This window comes from Bradyrhizobium sp. MI1.11, from assembly GCF_055811255.1.
Genome location: NZ_JBVVPM010000030.1, coordinates 1 through 15,799 on the forward strand (window position 1 = coordinate 1; position 15,799 = coordinate 15,799).

The window sequence follows — 15,799 nt, forward strand, 5'->3', positions numbered from 1 at the left end:
CCAAGCTCGCCGGCGGTGTCCACCGTCTCGACGGCCAGCTCATGGTCGTCCTCGACGTCGACCGCGTCCTCGAGCTCGCGCCCGAGATGATGGCGGCCTGATACGCCGGCACATCCGCCGACGTACCTGCAATTGGAAGTGCCCCCGCAAAAGCGGGGAGAAGCAGAGGTTCACATGCGAACTTGTCTCGTCGTTGATGATTCCAGCGTCATCCGCAAGGTTGCGCGCCGGATCCTGGAAGGGCTCGACTTCCAGATCCTCGAAGCCGAGGACGGTGAGAAGGCGCTGGAGGCCTGCAAGCGCGGCCTGCCCGACGCTGTGCTGCTGGACTGGAACATGCCGGTGATGGACGGCTACGAGTTCCTCGGCCATCTCCGCCGCATGCCCGGCGGCGACCAGCCCAAGGTGGTGTTCTGCACCACCGAGAACGACGTCGCGCATATCGCGCGCGCGCTGCACGCCGGCGCCAACGAGTACATCATGAAGCCCTTCGACAAGGACATCGTGACGGCGAAATTCCAGGAAGTCGGCCTTATCTGAGCGACCGCCCCGGAGGCTGAACGGCTCCTTCGGCGTTTGTCTTCAACTGACCGTTTCAGTCTGAGTTGGTGAGTAATGAGTGTTGCGTTCGCAGGTAATTCGACCCCGGGCTCGTCGCGGGAAGCCGGACCGTTGCGGGTGATGGTCGTCGACGACTCCGTCGTCATCCGCGGTCTGATCTCGCGCTGGATCGGTGCCGAGCACGACATGGAGGTCGCGGCGTCGCTGCGCACCGGGCTCGAGGCGGTCAACCAGATCGAACGCATCAACCCCGACGTTGCCGTGCTCGATATCGAAATGCCCGAGCTCGACGGCATCTCGGCGCTGCCGCAACTCCTGGCGAAGAAGCGCGATCTCGTCATCATCATGGCTTCGACGCTGACCCGCCGTAACGCGGAGATCAGCTTCAAGGCGCTGTCGCTCGGCGCCGCCGACTACATTCCGAAGCCGGAATCGACGCGCGAGGCGTCGGCTGCGGACATCTTCCACCACGACCTGATCCAGAAAATCCGCCACCTCGGCGCACGGCTTCGCCGCAAGCCCGCGGTTGCGAGCCCGCCGCTGGCGCCTGCGAGCCCGGCCCCGGCCGCACGTGGACCGGTTGTCGCGCGGCCTGCCGCGCCGGCTCCGGCCGTGCATGCGCCGTCGTCGTCCTCGGTGCTGTCCACGCGTCCGTTCTCGACCCAGGCACCGAAGGTGCTGCTGATCGGCTCATCGACCGGCGGTCCTCAGGCGCTGATGGCGCTCGTCGCCGAGCTTGGCGCCGTGATCGACCGCGTCCCGGTGCTGATCACCCAGCACATGCCGCCGACCTTCACCACCATTCTCGCCGAGCATCTGGCACGCACGAGCCGCAAGCCGGCAGCCGAAGCCGTCGATGGCGAGCCGGTGAAGCCGGGCCGCATCTATCTTGCGCCGGGCGGCAAGCACATGCGCGTCGTGCGCAGCGGCGCCGACGTGGCGATCGCGCTCGACGATGGTCCCGCCGTCAATTTCTGCAAGCCCGCGGTCGATCCGCTGTTCACCTCCGCCATCGACATCTGGCATGGCGCCATCCTCTCCGTGATCCTGACGGGCATGGGCTCGGACGGCATGCGCGGCGGCAAGGACATCGTCGCCGCCGGCGGCAGCGTGATCGCGCAGGACGAAGCCTCCAGCGTGGTCTGGGGCATGCCGGGCGCAGCGGCCAATGCCGGCATTTGCGCGGCGATCCTGCCGCTCAATCAGATCGGCGCCCGGGTCAATCGCCTGTTCGCGGGAGACCGCACGTGACGCCGGCCGACTACGACTATCTGCGCAAATTCCTGAAGGAGCGCTCCGGCCTCGATCTCTCCCCGGACAAGCAGTATCTGGTCGAGAGCCGGCTGCTGCCGCTGGCTCGCAAGGCGAGCCTTACCGGGATTCCCGATCTCGTGCTGAAGATCAGGAACGGCGACGGGCGGCTTGCGAGCGACGTGGTCGAAGCGATGACCACCAACGAGACCTTCTTCTACCGCGACAAGATCCCGTTCGATCATTTGCGCGAAACGATCCTGCCGGGGCTGCTTCGGGCGCGCGCGGCGCGCAAGTCGCTGCGCATCTGGTCGGCGGCGTCGTCGACGGGACAGGAGCCTTATTCGATCGCGATGTGCGTGAAGGAGATGGGCGCTGCCTTCGCCGGATGGCGCATCGAGATCGTCGCCACCGATCTGTCGCAGGAGGTGCTGGAGAAATCCAAGGCCGGCGTCTACAGCCAGTTCGAGGTGCAGCGCGGCCTGCCGATCCAGCACCTGATGAAATACTTCACGCAAGCGGGCGAGGTCTGGCAGCTCAATGCCGACATCCGCGCGATGGTGCAGTTCCGCCAGCTCAATCTGTTGCAGGACTTCTCCCATCTCGGCACGTTCGACGTGATCTTCTGCCGCAACGTGCTGATCTATTTCGACCAGGACACCAAGGCCGTGATCTTCGAGCGCATGGCGAAGGTTTTGGAAGCCGACGGTACGCTGCTGCTCGGCGCCGCCGAATCCGTCGTCGGCATCACCGACGCGTTCCGCCCGATCGCCGAACGTCGTGGTCTCTATCAGCTCAACCCAACGCGCTCCGGCCGCCCGATGGGCGGATTGATGCCGCCGTCGTTGAAGGTGGCAGCGGCGCGGTGAGATGCGTTCTTCCCTTTTCCCACAAGAAGGGAAGACGAGCGCACCTCACAAGATCGCATGCGGCAGAAACCGCGAGCCGTTGCCGGTGATCGGGCTCTCGTCCTCGCGGATCGACAGGCCGCAGGGTTCGTGATCCACCAGCCAGCTTCCCACCACCGGATAGAAGTCGGAAAAGTTCGGCAAGGGCGCGAGGGCCTGCCGCACGAATCCTTCGGCGCCGTAGGGTCCTGCCTGCTCGTCGAGCGGCATTCCGCCCGACACCAGCGTGACATTGGCGCCTTCGCGCGACAGCAGCGGCTTGCGCACATAGGAGCTGCCGAGCTCGGCTGCCCGCGGATCGTCCTCGAAGAACGCCGGCAGCAGATTGGGATGGTTCGGAAACATCTCCCATAGCAGCGGCAGGATGCCCTTGTTGGAGAGCACCGCCTTCCACGGCGGTTCGATCCAGCGTGTCTGTGCGTCCTTGAGCTTTGCGCCGAAGGCGTCCTGGAACATCCATTCCCAGGGATAGAGCTTGAAGGCGAGCGCGATGTCGCGGTCGTCGAGATCGACGAAGCCGCCAGTATCATCGCGCCAGCCGATCGCCTCGACATCGAGTAGCGTGGTCGTCAGTCCCGCCTGGCGCGCAGTGTCTTCGAGATAAGCGAGCGTGCCGGCGTCCTCCTCATTGCCCGTGGTGCCGGTGAGATGGACATGGCGGCTAGCGGCAATCTGCTTCCACGCTTCGATCAGTCGTTCGTGGATGGAGTTGAACTGGTCGGCCCGCGACGGGATTATGCGCCGTTCGATCGCCTGTTCGAGCCAGGTCCATTGAAACACCGCGGCTTCGAAAATCGAGGTCGGCGTATCCGCGTTGTATTCGAGCAGCTTTGCCGGTCCCTTGCCGTCGAATGTCAGATCGAGCCGGCCATAAAGGCTGCGGTCGTCGCGTGCCCAGCTCTCGGCGATCAAGCTCCAGAACGCGTCCGGTATCTTCAAGCGCCGCAGATGGCGCTCGTCGCCGATCACGCGGCCGGCAAGCTCCAGGCACATCGCGTCGATCTCGCCGGTCGGCGTCTCGATGCCGCGCTCGATCTCGTCGAGGCTGAAGGCGTAGTAGGCGCGCTCGTCCCAATAGCGCTCGCCGTCGATGGTGTGGAAGGCGAAGCCGCATTGCTCTGCGGTCTGCCGCCAGTCGTCGCGCTCGGGGCAGACGATGCGTCGCATGGGTCAGCCGCCGCCAGAGAAGCCATGGCCAAACGAGCCGAAGCCGCCGCGGCTCACGCCGCCGGAGCCTGAATCGGACGACGTTCCGGACGAGGAATGGCTCGAGGAGTCGCTGCTGAAGAAGCTCGATCGCGACGACCAGCGTGAGCTGCCGCCGCCGCCCGACGAGCTGCTTCTGCTGCTGCAGGCGGTGCTCGCCTGCACCGGCGCGGCCCCGGGGACCGTCGCCCCGGGGACTATCGCCCCGGTAGCAGAGGGCTCGCAATTCTGCCGCGGCATCAGCGTGTAGGCGGTGGTGCCGACCGCGATCGTTCCCATCACCAGCAGCGCGACACGGCCGGAGCGCTTCACCGGCTGTCGTGCAGGCGGCGGTCCTGCCGCCGGCCGGCGCTTGCCGAACTCCTTTTTGGAGGGCTTGTCGGCCATGTCAGTAGATCATGCAGGCGGCGTTGAGCAGGCCCGCGGCAAGCGAGGACAGGCCGAGCCAGATCGCGGGCGCAAGCTCGCCGGCCGCGATCCGCGCCGGCAGATTCGGCACGGGCACCCTCACCAGAAAGAGCACGATGATCTGCACGATCAGCGCGACGAGCGCCCAGATCAGGCAATCCAGCACATTGGCCGAATGCGCGATGGCGCTGACCAGCGGCGCGACGAAGCCGAGCAGGCTGAGACCGAGTGCGATCGCCGCGGCCGGCTCGTTGTCGCGGATGAGCTGGAATTCGTTGTAGGGCGTGATGCGGGTGTAGACGAACAGGTACGTCACGATCGCGATGAGCCCGGTGCAGAAATAGACTAGGAAGGCGGGCAGGCCGGCGAGTGATTGCAGGATCATCGTTCCCCCATCGTGCAGCGACCATTCGTCGGCGGGGGAAGGATAGCGGTTCAATGGCGCAAGGACGATAAGGCCCCGGTCGCATCCCCCAAAAAACAAAACCCCGCCATTTGCGGCGGGGTCCAGGCTGGGAGGAGCAAGCCCTGGGGCTTGCGCAGTAAACCGATCAGGCGGGAATGCGCTCTTCGACCTCGTGCGGCTCGCGCAGCACGTAGCCGCGGCCCCACACGGTCTCGATGAAGTTGCGGCCTTCGGAGGCATTCGCGAGCTTCTTGCGGAGCTTGCAGATGAAGACGTCGATGATCTTCAGCTCGGGCTCGTCCATGCCGCCATAGAGGTGGTTGAGGAACATTTCTTTGGTGAGGGTCGTGCCCTTGCGGAGCGAGAGCAGCTCCAGCATCTGGTATTCCTTGCCGGTCAGATGCACGCGCTGGCCGCCGACTTCCACCGTCTTGGTGTCGAGGTTGACGACGAGATCGCCGGTCTGGATCACCGACTGGGCATGGCCCTTGGAGCGGCGCACGATCGCGTGGATGCGGGCAACCAGCTCGTCCTTGTGGAAGGGCTTGGTCATGTAGTCGTCGGCGCCGACGCCGAGACCCTTGACCTTGTCCTCGATGCCGGCGAGGCCGGAGAGGATCAGAATTGGTGTCTTGATCTTGGAGACCCGGAGCTGCTTGAGCACGTCGTAGCCGGACATGTCGGGCAGGTTGAGGTCGAGAAGGATAATGTCGTAATCGTATAATTTACCGAGATCGACGCCTTCTTCCCCCAAATCGGTCGTGTAGACGTTGAAGCTCTCAGACTTCAACATCAGCTCGATCGACTGCGCGACGGCGCTGTCATCTTCAATCAGCAAAACGCGCATGCCAGTTCCCCATAGTCGCCGCTCCTGGGCGTCAGGTCGGCCGCATTCGCGGCACACAACAAAACGCCTTTGAACAACTGATTCGGATCCTGACAACAGATGGTTAACAAATTCTGATTCTGGAACGCAAGCCCTGTAGATGCAATTTTCGTCGAATCGCCCTAAGGTCTTGTGTGCGAAGCAGCTTTCGTTATCCGGTTGCGTTCAAGTTCCACTTTAAGAGACGGGCCTAACCGACTCCCGCGACTCAGCCTTCTTCTGAAGGGGAGTCACGCTCAGTCACAAAGACAGTGACGCAATGATTAACGATGCGGGTAAACACGAAGTTAAGCGCCGTTCAGAAATATGGCGAAACTTAAGGTTCTCGCCACGAAACCCCGGATTATGAAGGCGATCACCTCATGAAGGCCCTCTTGTGAAGGCTCTTGCCGAACAGATCGGCGACATCGACGGCATCAATATTTATGGCCGTGTGGTCGGCGTGCGCGGCCTGATGGTCGAGGTGGCCGGCCCGATCCATGCGATGTCGGTCGGCGCGCGGCTCGTGATCGAGACCGGCGGCAACCGTTCCATCCCCTGCGAGGTGATCGGCTTCTGCGGCAACAATGCCGTCGTGATGCCGTTCGCCGGCCTCGACGGCGTGCGGCGCGGCTGCAAGGCCGTCATCGCCAATGCCGCAAATCAGGTGCGGCCTTGTGCGGCCTGGCTCGGCCGCGTCGTCAATGCGCTGGGTGAGCCGATCGACGGCAAGGGGCCGCTGCCGCAGGGCCCGGCGCCGATGCCGTACCGCAATTCGCCGCCGCCGGCGCACTCGCGCAAGCGCGTCGGCGCTCCGCTCGATCTCGGCGTGCGCGCGATGAACACGTTCCTGACCTGCTGCCGCGGCCAGCGCATGGGCATCTTCGCAGGCTCCGGCGTCGGCAAGTCGGTGCTGCTGTCGATGCTGGCGCGCAACGTCGATGCCGCGGTCAGCGTCATCGGGCTGATCGGCGAACGCGGCCGCGAGGTGCAGGAATTCCTGCAGGACGACCTCGGCGAGGAGGGCCTGGCGCGTTCCGTCGTCGTGGTCGCGACCTCCGACGAGCCGGCGCTGATGCGCCGCCAGGCCGCGTATCTGACGCTCGCGATCGCCGAATATTTTCGCGACGAGGAGCAGGACGTCCTTTGCCTGATGGATTCGGTGACACGCTTTGCCATGGCCCAGCGCGAGATCGGTCTGTCCGCGGGCGAGCCGCCGACCGCCAAGGGCTACACGCCGACCGTGTTCACCGAACTGCCGAAGCTTCTGGAGCGCGCCGGTCCGGGCCTGGGCGAGGGCGCCATCACCGCGATCTTCACGGTGCTGGTCGATGGCGACGACCATAACGAGCCGATTGCGGATGCCGTCCGCGGCATCCTCGACGGCCACATCGTGATGCAGCGCTCGATCGCCGAGCGCGGCCGCTACCCCGCCATCAACATCCTCAAATCCGTCTCCCGCACCATGCCGAAATCGGCCGACCCGGAGTTCTGGCCGACCATCCAGAAGGCGCGGGCGGTGATGGCGACCTATGCCGACATGGAGGAATTGATCCGTCTGGGCGCCTACCGCGCCGGCTCCAGCCCGGAGGTCGACGAGGCGATCCGCCTGCACGAGCCGCTGGAGGCCTTCCTGCGCCAGCGCAAGGACGAAAATGCATCGCTGGCGGACGGCTACCGCCAGTTGGCGCAAATCCTCGGTGATTTGGAAACGGAACGCTAACTTTGTCCGGTCATCATCCCATCCCACAGAGTAGCAGAGCCGGTCTTGGCCCCAGTCGGGCCTGTGGGGAGACCGGTGTTGTCCCACGTGCAGCCAAGGGACTTCTGGGGAGTACGAGTCGATGAAGTCACGTGATACCCTCATCCGCCTGAAGAAATTTCAGGTCGACGAGAAGCGCCGCCGGGTCAGCCAGATCGAGACCATGATCGCCGACTTCCAGCGGATGTCGACCGATCTTGAACGCGAGATCTCGACCGAGCAGGAGCGCGCCGGGATCAACGATCCCTCGCACTTCGCCTATCCGACCTATGCCAAGGCTGCCATCCAGCGTCGCGAGAACCTGACCCGCTCGGCCGACGAGCTGAAGGGCCAGCTCGACGAGGCCAAGGCAGCGCTGGCCGAAGCCTTCGAGGAGCTGAAGAAGGTCGAGCTCCTCGACGAGCGCGATCAGGCCCGCGAACGCGCCGAGGAAAACGCCCGCGAGCAGGCCGATCTCGACAGCATCGGCCTGATGCGTGCCCGCATGGGCGCCGTCGCCTGAGGCGCTAGCCGCCAGACCTGCGAGAATTGCAGAACCCGGACCCCAAAGGTCCGGGTTTTTGCATGTGCTGTCCACAGTGTGCCGCCGCGCCCCCTTGGTGGTCGGCTTTGTCGCGCGCTATGGTGGCGGCGTGCCAGGACCTGCGCGGAATGCGACGGGCCGCGCATTGGGGGGCTGAATGCTGACGCCAGCAGAGCTGGTCGGGCTGATTGGGGCAGTGGCGCAGGGCGATCAGGCCGCGTTCGAGCGCCTCTACGTCGCCACGCGCGCGAAACTCTATGGCGTCGTGCTCCGTATCTTGCGCCGACAGGATCTCGCAGAGGAGGTCATTCAGGAGACCTACGTCAAGATCTGGAACAGCGCCGGCCAGTTCAATCCCGCTCTCGCGTCGCCGATCACATGGATGGCATCGATCGCGCGCAACCGCGCCATCGACGTCGTGCGCAAGAAGACGGAAGTCTCTATCGAGGAAGAGCCGCAGGCGATGGAAGTCGCAAGCGATAGCCCCGATCCGTTGGCGCGGCGCGAGATGACCGAGGAATTGAGGCGGCTGCTGGAATGTATCGGCCGGCTCGAGCCGGACCGTCAGAGGCTCGTGCTTCTCGCCTATTACAACGGCTGGAGCCGCGAGCAATTGGCGGAGAAATTCGCGGCGCCCGTCAACACGGTGAAGACGTGGCTTCGGCGCAGCATGATGGATATTCGCGAATGTCTCGGACTATGAGGGCTTCGACGGTGAGGGCGAGTCTGGATCGCAAGTGATGGCCTATACGGAGGACCATATCGCGCTCGCCGCGGAATATGCGCTCGGCACGCTCGACGCCGGCGAGCGCGCGCAGGTCGAGACCATGATGGCGGTGGACAAGGCGTTCGCCGATGTCGTGCAGGCGTGGGCATTCCGGCTCGGCGTCCTCAACCAGATGGTCGGCTCGATCGAGCCGCGTCCGATCGTGTGGGGGAACATCAGGTCCGAGCTCGCGCGGACGGGCTTTGCGCAGGATCCGCCAGCGCTGCCGGACGCAGCGCCGCCACCTGTGCCGGAGTTTTCCTCGCCCGACACCGTGCCTCCGCCGGTGCCGTCGGAGACTATGCAGCAACCGGCGCCGCAGCCTCCCGAAGCGGAGCAGCCCGAAACGACGCCACCGGCGCCCGATGCGCTTCCCGATGTCGTGCCGATCTTCATGCCGCAGGTCCACGCGCCAGACCCGGAGGTCGCGCGTACGCCACCGCCGCCGGTTGCCGACAACAGTAACGTGATCCGGCTCGAGGGGCGCGTGAAGCGCTGGCGCACCATCGCATCCGCCGTCGGTGCGCTCGCGGCCGCGCTGCTCGTGACGCTGTCGCTTCAGATATTCCAGCCCGAGGCGCTCCCGGGCGGCTTGCGACCGGCGCCACGCATCCAGACGGTCGAGGTGAAGACACCGGCGCCGCTCCCGGTGTCGTCGCAATATGTCGCGCTGTTGCAGGGCCAGGGCGGAGGTCCTGCCTTCATCCTCACCATCGACGGTGCGACCAAGAACTTCACCGTGCGCAAAGTGGGCGCGACACCGGAGCCCGGCAAGAGTTTCGAGCTCTGGCTGATCTCCGACAAGCTGCCGCGTCCGCGCTCGCTCGGCGTGATCGGCGCCGGCGATTTCACCGCACGACCGGTGCTCGGTTCGTACGATGCCGACGTCGTCAACAGCGCGACCTACGCGGTCACCGTCGAGCAGGCGGGCGGTTCGCCCAACGGCCAGCCGACCTCGGCGCCCATATTTTCCGGCAAGCTGATCGAGACCGTGCCGCCGTCACAGCCGCAGGCGCCCGCGAAGAAGTAGGTTTCTATTGTCGTCCTGGCGAAAGCCAGGACCCATTACCCCAAGAGCTTGTTGCAAGAGTGAGCCGTGACCACACGGGTGAGCAACCACTCAATCCCGGGGTAATGGGTCCTGGATCGGCGCTCGCTCTGCTCGCTTGTCCAGGACGACACCGGGGGCATTGGACGCTTCAACATCGTCGTGGCAATGCCTGATCGGTTTCTGTCGCCACGGTCCGCCCCGCCGTCGCATCCCGACAATTCCCGCCGAATCCTCCCCCGATTTGAACCTCCATCCGTTTCGTGGCGTCAAATGCCCGGAATTTGCAGTCGGCGCCCCCAAGCATGGCGCCGGAGAGGGGCGAGAAATCAGATGGATGCAGCGAAAACGTCGGGCATCTTCATTCACCAATATGCGGGGCTGCCACACGGCCAGGCCTTCGAACATTGGCGCGAGCGGACTTTCGGGGCCTGCGGCCTGGATATCGGGCCGAGCCGGGGCGACAGCATCGATTGCCGGCTCCAAGTCAGCGTGGTCGACAATATCGCACTCGCCATTCCCGAAGGCGCCTCCGCGCAATATTCACGCACCCAGAGCCACCTTGCCGACGGCAGCGACGATCTCGTCCTGATCGCGGCACACGCGGGTCTCGTCCGCGTTGGGCAGAACGGCCATGCCGTGGAGCTTGCGCCCGCGCAGATGGTGCTCGTCGACATGGGCATCACCGGCACCGTGGGCCACACCGAGGAGGATCGGTTCACCACCATCCGCATGCCGCGCCGCGCACTCCTCGACATCAGTCCACGCGCCGAGGACAAGCTGTCGCAAGTGCTCTCGGACGGCGCGGTCGCCGAGACGATCTTCCGCTACCACTCCCTTGCGGCCCATCACGCGCCGCATCTCGACGCCGTCGGCCAGCGCCTCACCGCGCAGCACATGGTCGATCTCGTCGGGCTCCTGCTCGGCACTGACGCCGAGCATGCAAGTCTTGCGCGCGGGCGAGGTCATGCGGCGGCCCGTCTCGATCTCATGCGCGCCGACGTGATGGCTGCACTTGGCCGCAACGATCTCTGCCTGTCCGAGATTGCCACGCGCTCGGGCCTGAGCCCGCGCCAGGCACAGCGCCTGTTCGAGCAGGCCGGAACGACCTTCACCGAATTCGTTCTGGAGCAGCGCCTGCTGCAGGCGCGCAAGCTGCTCAGCGATCCTCGCGCCAGGACCCGCAAGATCAGCGACATCGCGCATTCGTCGGGCTTCTCCGATCTGTCCTATTTCAACCGCGCCTTCCGCAAGCGCTTTGCCGCGACGCCGTCGGAACTGCGCGAGGCCTGAGCCGCGCCGCGTAGGCGTAGCCCCGGGTGAGCGAAGCGACACCCGGGGTCGCTCGCGGAGACATCCCGGACATCGCTGCGCTCATCCGGGCTACAAGATATCGCGTTGCCCGTCGGGCAAAACACCCAAGCTGCCGGTCAACCCGCGTGGCTCAAAATATTCCACTTTACCGAAATTCGGAATTGCGTATATTTCGCCTCACTCCGGCCCAAGGAAGAGGGGCGTGTCGCGATCGTCACGAACGCGGGCCGGACGGCGGTGGACGTTGACCACATCGGCGCGAAGGGTTTCGCAGGGCGGGCAACCGTGAGCGAAGCCGCCGCGCACACGACCGGTGTGATCTGCGTACGGCGAAATCGTGTGGTCCTGGCGCCCGGGGTCTGTGCGCCAAGCGTTGCGGTGACGTCGCGGCCCAACCGGGGCGCGTGCATCAGCCATCCGCAAGGCGACGGGGGCAATAGTGCATCGCTCCCCGGGGAGAGCGCGACATAAGCCGTAAAGCCACTGCGCAGGGAAGGCCGGATGTTCAGGCTTCACCTGTATGCCGCTGTGCAATGTTCTTACGACAATCTCGCACAGTGGACCGCGGGTGCCAGCCGGCACCCGGTCTTCCCTGCGCCCTCTTTCATTCGGGGGTGAGGCGACGAAGCAAAGCTCGGGCGAACAAGCCGCGAGATGGCGAAGGTGTGTCTGCGAGTGAGATGCGAATTTAAAGAGCGACGCTGCCACCCACAGATTCCGTCATTGCGAGCGCAGCGAAGCAATCCAGCCTGTCTCTGCGGAGGGATTCTGGATTGTTTCGTCGCAAGAGCTCCTCGCAATGACGGAGCTGGACGCGCGTGCGCTCACGATGACGACATACCCCAGACATGAGAAAGCGCCCGTGGGGGGCGGGCGCTTTCTGTAGTCGACTTGGGGTTGGGGTCGTCTACATATCCACGTGGCGACTTTGGGGGGCTGATAAAGAGCCGCGTGAATTCCTGAAACTCAAATCTCCTTAGCGAACGAGGGAAACGTTCGAGCTGGTGATGGCGATCGGCTTGCCCGCCTTCATGACGCGAGCGGTCTGGGTCAGGCCTTCGTCTGAACTCGTACGCGCGGTGATCCCGAGGCCCGCCACCGCGATGCCGGCAACGAGCGCGACAACCACGATCTTGAGGTGGGTCGAGCGATCTGCGCTGTAAATCGAGTGGTTCATGGAAGGCTCCTGCCGCCATCTACCCGAAGTAGTCGCCTGCGTGTTTGGGCAGGTTCATGCTTCCGGTGCCCAACAACCTAGTATTGGGGGGATTCGTTCCCAAGAGGCGATCACAAGAGCGTGACAGGACGTGAGAAGCCGCGATCAAAAACGATCCTTGATCGTGCAATTTGGCAATTATTTCAAAGCTGTAATGTGTCTGCCGGGCGCCTTGCCGGCCATTGATCGGCAAGGCGCCAGAAACTGAAAAACCATTTGCCTGTGGCCGAAAAACACACGGCTTCTTAAGGCAAATCAGATGCTTCCGACCGTTTTCAATCTCGCCCTGGGGTGGATTTCAGCTTGCGACAGCACGGTCGTCTGCGCCCGGAACCGCTCGACCAGGGAACGCACGAAGGGACGAATTGCCGCAGAGGTGACCAGCACCGGGGCCTCGCCTTCACGCGCGGCGCGCTCGAAGGCCTCGCGCACGCCGGTCATGAACTCCGACAGCTTCGAGGGTTGCATCGCGAGGCTGCGCTCCTCGCCCTGGCCGATAATGGATTCGGCAAAGGCTTGTTCCCACCGCGCCGAGAGCGCGATCAGCGGCAGATAACCGCTGTAGGAGGTGTTCTGCGCACAGATCTGCCGCGCCAGGCGGGCGCGGACGTGCTCCACCATGGTGGCCGGATTGCGCGAGAAGGCGAGCGAGTCCGCGATGCCTTCCAGAATGGTCGAGAGGTCGCGGATCGAGATGCGCTCGGCGAGCAGCAGCTGCAGCACGCGCTGGATGCCGGAGACGGTGACCTGTCCGGGCACGATGTCCTTGACCAGCTCCCCCTGCTCCTTCGGCAGCTCCTTGAGCAGCTTCTGCACCTCGCCATAGGAGAGCAGGTCCGACATGTTGGCCTTGAGCAGCTCGGTGAGGTGGGTCGAGAGCACGGTCGCGGCATCGACGACGGTGTAGCCCTTGAGCGAGGCTTCCTCCTTGAGGCTGGCATCAACCCAGGTCGCGGGCAGGCCGAAGGTCGGCTCGGTGGTGTGGATGCCGGGCACCTGCACCTGGCTGCCGCCGGGGTCCATGACCATGAACTGGTTCGGCCAGATCTTGCCGGTGCCGGCGTCGACCTCCTTGATCTTGATGATGTAGGTGTTGGCTTCGAGCTGGACGTTGTCGAGGATGCGCACGGCCGGCATCACAAAACCCATCTCGATCGCGAGCGAGCGGCGCAGCGCCTTGATCTGCTCGGTGAGGCGGTCGGTGCCGTCGGGGCCATTGACCAGCGGCAGCAGGGCATAGCCGAGCTCGATCTTGAGGTCGTCGATCTTCAGCGCCGCGGAGATCGGCTCCTCCGCCGCAGCGGAGCCGGCTGCGCCCGGCGTACCCGGCGCAGGTGCGGTCTTTGCAACTTCGGCAGCCCTGGCAGTCGCCCGATTGCGGTTGCGGGCGTGCCAGGCGAGCGCGCCGGCACCGGAACCGAGCGCCAGGAAGGGGATGGTCGGGATGCCCGGCAGGGCCGCCAGCACCAGCATGACCGCCGCGGACATCGCGAGCGCCTGCGGATATCCGGAGAACTGCTTCATCAGCGCCTTGTCGGCGGCGCCGGACACGCCGGCCTTGGAGACCAGCAGGCCGGCCGCGGTCGAAACGATCAGCGCCGGCACCTGGGTGACGAGGCCGTCACCGACGGTCAGCAGCGTGTAGCTGCGGCCGGCGTCGGCGAAGGACAGGCCCTGCTGCGCCACGCCGATGATCATGCCGCCGACGACGTTGATGAAGACGATCAGAAGGCCGGCAATGGCGTCGCCGCGGACGAATTTGGAGGCACCGTCCATGGCGCCGAAGAAGCCGCTCTCGTCCTCCAGATCCTTGCGCCGCTGCTTGGCGACCGCCTCGTCGATCAGTCCGGCGGAGAGGTCGGCGTCGATCGCCATCTGCTTGCCGGGCATGGCGTCGAGGTGGAAGCGGGCGGCGACTTCGGCGATGCGGCCCGAACCCTTGGTGATGACGACGAAGTTGACGATGATCAGGATGGCGAAGACGATGATGCCGATGACGAAATTGCCGCCCATCACGAAGCTGCCGAAGGCCTCGATGACGTGACCGGCGGCATCCGTGCCCTCGTGCCCGTGCGACAGGATCAGGCGGGTCGAGGCCATGTTGAGCGACAGCCGCAGCATGGTCGAGATCAGCAGGACGGTCGGGAAAGCGGAGAATTCCAGCGGCGCCTGGATGAACAGCGACGTCATCAGGATCAGGATCGAGAGCGTGATTGAAATCGCCAGGAACAGGTCCAGCACGATCGCGGGCAGCGGAAGGATCAGCACCACCAGGATGGTGAGGACGCCGAGCGCCAGCGCGATATCGCCGCGTTTGAGGATGTTGCCGATCTCGGCAAGGGTGGGGAAACCGGCGTTTGTGCCGCCTACGCCCTGTCCCGCGGTGACGTCGACCATAGTAGCTGCCCCTCCGCGCGACTGCCGTCCGCGCGCCCCAAACGTCTGCCCGACGGCCGAAGGGCCGCCGTTCCGAAAGTGAGGCACCGCACTGGCGTCCACAGGGCACCCCCCGTTCTACGCGGCTGACGACACTCGACTCCACTGGGCAATTCTTGCCGGGTGTATGGTTAGCAAACGGTTAATAAAGGCTGCGGCATGGGGGCTGACCGGGGTATTTCGGCCATTTGGCAGGCAAGCAGTCGTCATGGCCGGGCTTGTCCCGGCCATCCACGTTCTCCATGCCGCGCGGTAAGCGTGGATGGCCGGGACGAGCCCGACCATGACGTTGTGGAAGCGCCTGGCGCCGAATTTCGGCGGACGGGGAAGCCGCCCCTACTTCGCCTTCTCCATCCGGGTCACCATGTACCCCGAAGCCGCCTCCTCGGCTTCGAAAGTCACCTTGTCGCCGACCTTCACCTGCTTGAGCACGGCCGGGTCCTTGACGCGGTAGACCATGGTCATGGGTTCATCCATGCCGAGGTTCTTCGCCGCCGCGTGCTTGAGCGTGATCTTGCCGGCGCCCTCGTCGATCTTCTTGACCTCGCCGCTGATCGCGGCGCCCTGGGCCGCGAAGGCACCTGTGCCAAGGCCGACGGTCAGCGCCAGCGCTGCGGCGATACGAATGATGCGGTTCATGGGACTCTCCTTTATTGCTTCACGGTGACGTGGCCGACCATGCCGTAGTCGCGGTGGTCGGGAATCAGGCAGGAAAATTCGAACGTGCCGGCCTTGCTGAACTTCCAGAGGATCTCGGCTGTCTTGCTCGGCGCGAGCCTGACACCGTTGGGATCGTCGTGCTCCATGTGCGGATGCTTCTTCATCTCCACCGCATGCGCGAGATTCTCTTTGGTGGTGGCGAGCAGGAATTCATGGTCCTCCTTGCCGACGTTGCGCAGCACGAAGCGAATCTGCTCGCCACGTTTGACCTCGATCCTGGCGGGCGCGTAGTCCATCTCGTTCAGGAGGATCTCGATGGTGCGCGCGGGCTTTTTGGGGTCGCCGGGCTCGCCGGCCGAAAAGGTGCCGTGCCCGTGCTGGTCGTGGGCAAAGGCCGGCGCGGTGGAAAGCGCGGCCAGCGCCAGACCGAGCTTGATCGTCGTCTTCATTGGTATCTCCAGTTGGTGGT

At 64.8% G+C, this 15,799-nt stretch carries 16 protein-coding genes and 1 pseudogene; 9 read left to right on the forward strand and 8 right to left on the reverse strand.

Going from position 1 to position 15,799, the window contains the following annotated elements; translation table 11 throughout:
* The 4 genes and pseudogenes from AC0L30_RS26605 to AC0L30_RS26620 form a co-directional block, all read left to right on the forward strand.
* Nucleotides 1-101, forward strand: a pseudogene (locus tag AC0L30_RS26605) (chemotaxis protein CheW); the annotation flags it as partial.
* A 73-nt stretch (nt 102-174) separates the two neighbouring features.
* A complete protein-coding gene (locus AC0L30_RS26610) occupies nt 175-540 on the forward strand; it encodes a response regulator (protein ID WP_007600538.1) in 366 nt (121 codons plus the stop codon).
* A gap of 75 nt (nt 541-615) precedes the next feature.
* Nucleotides 616-1,812, forward strand: coding sequence for a protein-glutamate methylesterase/protein-glutamine glutaminase (locus AC0L30_RS26615; protein ID WP_473405586.1), 1,197 nt, complete (start codon nt 616-618; stop codon nt 1,810-1,812).
* Nucleotides 1,809-2,681, forward strand: a complete 873-nt coding sequence (locus tag AC0L30_RS26620; protein ID WP_473368091.1) for a CheR family methyltransferase — start codon at nt 1,809-1,811, stop codon at nt 2,679-2,681. The genes AC0L30_RS26615 and AC0L30_RS26620 overlap by 4 nt, the downstream gene beginning before the upstream one ends.
* A gap of 45 nt (nt 2,682-2,726) precedes the next feature.
* On the opposite strand, the gene AC0L30_RS26625 is transcribed toward AC0L30_RS26620, so the two are convergent.
* From AC0L30_RS26625 to ctrA, 4 genes are all read right to left on the reverse strand, one after another.
* Nucleotides 2,727-3,887 carry a glutathionylspermidine synthase family protein gene (locus AC0L30_RS26625; protein WP_473405587.1) on the reverse strand — a complete coding sequence of 387 codons (1,161 nt, stop codon included), beginning with the start codon at nt 3,885-3,887 and terminating at the stop codon, nt 2,727-2,729.
* A gap of 3 nt (nt 3,888-3,890) precedes the next feature.
* A complete protein-coding gene (locus AC0L30_RS26630; protein ID WP_246649495.1) occupies nt 3,891-4,313 on the reverse strand; it encodes a hypothetical protein in 423 nt (140 codons plus the stop codon).
* 1 nt (nt 4,314) lies between these two features.
* A complete protein-coding gene (locus tag AC0L30_RS26635) occupies nt 4,315-4,719 on the reverse strand; it encodes a DUF350 domain-containing protein (protein WP_219685357.1) in 405 nt (134 codons plus the stop codon).
* Between the two features lie 166 nt (nt 4,720-4,885).
* Nucleotides 4,886-5,587, reverse strand: coding sequence for a response regulator transcription factor CtrA (gene ctrA / locus AC0L30_RS26640; protein ID WP_007600544.1), 702 nt, complete (start codon nt 5,585-5,587; stop codon nt 4,886-4,888).
* A gap of 415 nt (nt 5,588-6,002) precedes the next feature.
* On the opposite strand from ctrA, the gene fliI reads away from it, so the two are divergent.
* The 5 genes from fliI to AC0L30_RS26665 all read left to right on the forward strand — a co-directional run bounded on the left by fliI (nt 6,003) and on the right by AC0L30_RS26665 (nt 10,997).
* Nucleotides 6,003-7,328: a flagellar protein export ATPase FliI gene (fliI, locus tag AC0L30_RS26645; protein ID WP_473405588.1), complete on the forward strand. Its 1,326-nt coding sequence runs from the start codon at nt 6,003-6,005 to the stop codon at nt 7,326-7,328.
* A gap of 121 nt (nt 7,329-7,449) precedes the next feature.
* On the forward strand, nt 7,450-7,869 hold the full coding sequence (fliJ, locus tag AC0L30_RS26650; protein ID WP_007600546.1) for a flagellar export protein FliJ: 420 nt from the start codon (nt 7,450-7,452) through the stop codon (nt 7,867-7,869).
* Nucleotides 7,870-8,047: 178 nt separating this feature from the next.
* Nucleotides 8,048-8,593 (forward strand): sigma-70 family RNA polymerase sigma factor, encoded by a 546-nt coding sequence (locus AC0L30_RS26655; RefSeq protein WP_007600547.1) that lies wholly within the window; start codon nt 8,048-8,050, stop codon nt 8,591-8,593.
* 37 nt (nt 8,594-8,630) lie between these two features.
* Complete coding sequence (locus AC0L30_RS26660) at nt 8,631-9,686, forward strand: anti-sigma factor (protein ID WP_473405589.1); 1,056 nt, start codon at nt 8,631-8,633, stop codon at nt 9,684-9,686.
* A gap of 351 nt (nt 9,687-10,037) precedes the next feature.
* Nucleotides 10,038-10,997, forward strand: a complete 960-nt coding sequence (locus AC0L30_RS26665; RefSeq protein WP_007600550.1) for a helix-turn-helix transcriptional regulator — start codon at nt 10,038-10,040, stop codon at nt 10,995-10,997.
* Between the two features lie 997 nt (nt 10,998-11,994).
* On the opposite strand, the gene AC0L30_RS26670 is transcribed toward AC0L30_RS26665, so the two are convergent.
* From AC0L30_RS26670 to AC0L30_RS26685, 4 genes are all read right to left on the reverse strand, one after another.
* Nucleotides 11,995-12,195, reverse strand: coding sequence for a hypothetical protein (locus AC0L30_RS26670; protein ID WP_007600553.1), 201 nt, complete (start codon nt 12,193-12,195; stop codon nt 11,995-11,997).
* Between the two features lie 294 nt (nt 12,196-12,489).
* Nucleotides 12,490-14,631, reverse strand: coding sequence for a flagellar biosynthesis protein FlhA (flhA, locus tag AC0L30_RS26675; protein ID WP_219685354.1), 2,142 nt, complete (start codon nt 14,629-14,631; stop codon nt 12,490-12,492).
* 375 nt (nt 14,632-15,006) lie between these two features.
* Complete coding sequence (locus AC0L30_RS26680; protein ID WP_354201014.1) at nt 15,007-15,309, reverse strand: copper-binding protein; 303 nt, start codon at nt 15,307-15,309, stop codon at nt 15,007-15,009.
* Nucleotides 15,310-15,320: 11 nt separating this feature from the next.
* The gene (locus tag AC0L30_RS26685) at nt 15,321-15,779 is read right to left on the reverse strand and encodes a cupredoxin domain-containing protein (RefSeq protein WP_456765949.1); all 459 of its coding nucleotides are present in this window, start codon (nt 15,777-15,779) and stop codon (nt 15,321-15,323) included.
* Between the last annotated feature and the right edge of the window lie 20 nt (nt 15,780-15,799).

Excerpts from the sequence above, each read along its gene's own strand:
- AC0L30_RS26610 (WP_007600538.1), top strand. The coding sequence starts at position 175 with ATGCGAACTTGTCTCGTCGTTGATGATTCCAGCGTCATCCGCAAGGTT.
- AC0L30_RS26615 (WP_473405586.1), top strand. The coding sequence starts at position 616 with ATGAGTGTTGCGTTCGCAGGTAATTCGACCCCGGGCTCGTCGCGGGAA.
- AC0L30_RS26625 (WP_473405587.1), bottom strand. The coding sequence starts at position 3,887 with ATGCGACGCATCGTCTGCCCCGAGCGCGACGACTGGCGGCAGACCGCA.
- AC0L30_RS26630 (WP_246649495.1), bottom strand. The coding sequence starts at position 4,313 with ATGGCCGACAAGCCCTCCAAAAAGGAGTTCGGCAAGCGCCGGCCGGCG.
- AC0L30_RS26635 (WP_219685357.1), bottom strand. The coding sequence starts at position 4,719 with ATGATCCTGCAATCACTCGCCGGCCTGCCCGCCTTCCTAGTCTATTTC.
- ctrA (WP_007600544.1), bottom strand. The coding sequence starts at position 5,587 with ATGCGCGTTTTGCTGATTGAAGATGACAGCGCCGTCGCGCAGTCGATC.
- fliJ (WP_007600546.1), top strand. The coding sequence starts at position 7,450 with ATGAAGTCACGTGATACCCTCATCCGCCTGAAGAAATTTCAGGTCGAC.
- AC0L30_RS26655 (WP_007600547.1), top strand. The coding sequence starts at position 8,048 with ATGCTGACGCCAGCAGAGCTGGTCGGGCTGATTGGGGCAGTGGCGCAG.
- AC0L30_RS26660 (WP_473405589.1), top strand. The coding sequence starts at position 8,631 with ATGGCCTATACGGAGGACCATATCGCGCTCGCCGCGGAATATGCGCTC.
- AC0L30_RS26665 (WP_007600550.1), top strand. The coding sequence starts at position 10,038 with ATGGATGCAGCGAAAACGTCGGGCATCTTCATTCACCAATATGCGGGG.
- AC0L30_RS26670 (WP_007600553.1), bottom strand. The coding sequence starts at position 12,195 with ATGAACCACTCGATTTACAGCGCAGATCGCTCGACCCACCTCAAGATC.
- flhA (WP_219685354.1), bottom strand. The coding sequence starts at position 14,631 with ATGGTCGACGTCACCGCGGGACAGGGCGTAGGCGGCACAAACGCCGGT.
- AC0L30_RS26680 (WP_354201014.1), bottom strand. The coding sequence starts at position 15,309 with ATGAACCGCATCATTCGTATCGCCGCAGCGCTGGCGCTGACCGTCGGC.
- AC0L30_RS26685 (WP_456765949.1), bottom strand. The coding sequence starts at position 15,779 with ATGAAGACGACGATCAAGCTCGGTCTGGCGCTGGCCGCGCTTTCCACC.